The 3,948-nt window shown below is 35.4% G+C and carries 1 protein-coding gene; it reads left to right on the top strand.

Annotated features, from left to right (window positions below; translation table 11 throughout):
* The first annotated feature begins 44 nt into the window (after positions 1 to 44).
* Positions 45 to 3,734, top strand: coding sequence for a heparinase II/III family protein (locus IEV18_RS16405; RefSeq protein WP_229733703.1), 3,690 nt, complete (start codon positions 45 to 47; stop codon positions 3,732 to 3,734).
* The last annotated feature ends 214 nt before the right edge of the window (positions 3,735 to 3,948 follow it).

The following is a 3,948-nucleotide window of genomic DNA, read 5'->3' as shown; positions in this document are numbered from 1 at the left end:
TAGAATTCTACTTAAATGAAGAGGACAGATTAATAGCCTTAAACATGCAAGAAGCCCCCGTAGCTGAAGAGGGCACTAATCATGATGCAGAAACAGAAGAAGACTTACAAAACAAAACTAACAATGAGCAAGAGGAACAACCTAACACTGACGTAGATAACGAAGATACTCCAGAAACACCAAAAGAAGAAAACGCAGAAGAATCCCCTTCCCAAGCTCAGGTTGAGGAAAGCAAAGCCAAAGAGCATAAAAACGCAGAAATAGAAAGGGAAAAATCTCCATCACTAGAAAACCATTCCGCTCTTTTTTCAACATTCAGTGTAGCGGTGGATCCGTGGAAAGGAAAAGAATCCGTTAAATATTTCCGAGCAGATAGCAATGTAGCGGTGTATGACAATTGCGGCGGCGGGCCGTTGAAAAAAGTGGGAGAACTGGTCAAAGGCCAAGTGTATCCACGGGTAAGCGACTATGGGAACTGGCATCGGATAGATTTTGGTTCCTTTTACGGGTATGTAAGGAAGTCGGAGACTTCCCCAGCATCCGGGAATGCGATAAAGAACGAGAATAAGAATTATAAAGACCAATCCCGGACATTTACTGCATTAAAAGATGTCATGGTATATGATAATACTTCTGGGAAGCTTGTTCCGTTTGGAACAATCGACAAAGGTCAAACCTATCCGATAGCTTCTGACTACGGGAACTGGTGGAGAGTAATCTTTTCAGACCGAGTAGGTTATGTCCGCAAGAGTGATGTACAAATAGGCTTCACAAAGAGCGATAAATATTTCCGAGCAGATAACAATGTAGCGGTGTATGACAATCGCGGCGGCGGGCCGTTGAAAAAAGTGGGAGAACTGGTCAAAGGCCAAGTGTATCCACGGGTAAGCGACTATGGGAACTGGCACCGAATCGATTTTGGAAATTTCTATGGATATGTGAAGAAGTCAGAAACATCTCCAGCATCCGGAAGTGCGATAAAGAATGAGAATAAGAATTATAAAGACCAATCCCGGACATTTACCGCATTAAAAGATGTCATGGTATATGATAATACTTCTGGGAAGCTTGTTCCGTTTGGAACAATCGACAAAGGTCAAACCTATCCAATAGCTTCTGATTTTGGGAACTGGTGGAGAGTAATCTATTCAGACCGAGTAGGTTATGTCCGTAAAAGTGATGTACAATTAGGTTTCACAAAGAGCGATAAATATTTCCGAGCGGACAGCAATACTTCCGTATATGACAACCGCAGCGGTTCATTGAAGAAAGTAGGAGAACTAGTCAAAGGCCAAGTGTATCTACGTGTAAGCGACTATGGGAACTGGCACCGAATCGATTTTGGAAATTTCTATGGATATGTGAAGAAGTCAGAAACATCTCCAGCATCCGGAAGTGCGATAAAGAATGAGAATAAGAAGTACAAAGATCAATCCCGGACATTTACCGCATTAAAAGATGTCACGGTATATGATAATACTTCTGGGAAGCTTGTTCCGTTTGGAACAATCGATAAAGGCCAAAGGTTTCCAATTGCTGCAGACTATGGAAAATGGTGGATTATCCTTTATTCTGACCGAGTTGGATACATCAAAAAAGAAGAAGTCAAAGTACAGGTAAAAGGTACGGATAAATATTTCCGAGTTTTTGACAATTTGCCAGTATATGAAAACCTTACTGGATCTTTGAAAAAAGTTGGAGAATTGGTTAAAGGACAGTCATACCCAATCCATAGCGATTACGGTAATTGGTGGAGAGTGGAATTTGGAAATATTTATGGCTATGTAAGAAAATCCGATACGGGGTACGCCACCAAGAGTGAGATAACAAATTTAAACAATGGATATAAAAATTCTAATAGGAAATTTATAAGTCCATCGAAAATAACAATATACGATAATAGTTCTGGAAAATTAATTCCGTTTGGAACAATCGAGAAAGAACAGGTATTTCCAATCGTGTCTGATTATGGTAATTGGTGGAGAATCATTTATCTAAATCGTATCGGTTATATCAGAAAAAACGATGTTTTAACCAACTCAACCTCAGAATATGAAATAGATAGAGTAGTTACTAAATATAAAAATATAGGTACATCGGAATATATAAGTAAGATTAAACAATTTTTTACTTCCCCATCAAATAATTATATTGAAGTAGCAAACAATATATTATTAAAAGATGTTTACAGGATAGCAAGTTATGGAACCTATGATTTTTCAAAAGGTATTCCGTGGGGGGAGAGTCCAGTAAAAGGCACGGAATTATCAAGGTCCTACTATAGGGCATTGCATGGACATTTTTTTGTTAATGACCTTGTCGCGGCTTATAAAAAGACTAGAGATAAAAAGTATATTAATAAAGGTTTTGAAATTATTGAAGATTGGATTACTAAAAACCCGTATGGAAATTCTCAACATTCACTAGCATGGCATGATGAAGGAACGGCACGAAGATTAATTACATGGGTTAATTTTTATGATGCTGCTAGAGATGTTCTTAAAGTGGAACAATTAAAATTTCTGCTTAAAAATATGATTCAGCATGCTGACTTGCTCCTGCATAATGGCTTTCATTCTACAAATACAAATCATGGTATGTTTCAAGATGAGGCTCTATTAGTTTTTAGTACTTACTTCCCTGCCCTTGAAAACAGTAATAAATATTATAATGTAAGTAAAAAAAGATTAAAAGACTATTTTAATTTTATTATTTCCAAAGAAGGAGTACATCTTGAACACTCACCAAGCTATCATCAAATCATTGCGGAGTCAGTAGAAGGTTACAAAGAATACTTTCGTCTAAATAATGATTATCAGGAATATAACTATTACAACAATTTGTATAACTTAATGGCAAATTATAGTATTTGGGTTATTAAACCGGATGGATATTTACCCGCTATAGGTGATACTTTTTATAATTTAAAACCTTCAAATTCACTTTGGAGGGATAATCCATATTATAGATACTCTATTACTGGTGGCAAAGAAGGTAATAAGCCTTCGGAAAACAGCAAAGTATATAAAGATGCGGGTTATGCAATTATTAGAGATGATTGGGAAAAGGGAAGGGATGCAACTTATATTCATTTTACAGCTGCATATCATACCCAGTATCATAAGCATTCGGATGATTTAAGTGTTTGGATATATGCAAATGGTTATGACATTATCACTGAAGCTGGGCCAAACGGATATGATTACGATAAACCATTTACAGAGTTTGGATATTCTTCATTCGCACATAATACATTAATTGTTAATAATCAAGGATTGCCAAGAGTTGATGGCCAATATAATAAAACTTATCTCTTGGATGATTATTACTTAAGTGAATCATATAATAAAGTTAGTGGAATTAATAAACGTTATAAAAATGTAACTCATCAAAGAGATTTAGAGTATGACAGTGTAAGTAAAGAGATTAAAGTTACTGATTCTATTACATCAAGTGAAAAAAATAATTATAAAATTCTATGGAATCTTGCTGAGGGAGTTGTTCCAGTAATAAACGATAATAGTATTGAACTATTTATTGAAGGTACTAAAGTAATGGAAATGGAGATAAACAGTACTAGTAAATATAAAATAAGCCAAGTTATTGGTCAGATAAGCCCATATATAGTTGGTTGGCATATTAAAGGTCAAGATAATATTGTTAAAACGCATACCATTGTAATAGAAGTCGAAGATAGTTCTACTGTAATAGAATCATTGTTCAGAATTGAATAATTGCCATGGGTCTAAAAATGATTCTACATTTTTAGACCTTTTTTCTGTGAAAATAAAATTACTTAGCTACCTCACTAAACCAAGTGAATAAAATCAAAATCTTTGGATAATAATATTATTAGTCTAAATTTGGCAATAGGAAAGCAGAGACACCGTATTTTACGGTTTCTCGTATAACTTTCTGAAAACAGGTCAATAATAATTAATTTGTGAG

The organism is Compostibacillus humi (assembly GCF_014637175.1).
Lineage (GTDB): Bacteria > Bacillota > Bacilli > Bacillales > Amphibacillaceae > Oceanobacillus > Oceanobacillus humi.
This window is presented reverse-complemented; position numbering and strand designations above follow the sequence as displayed.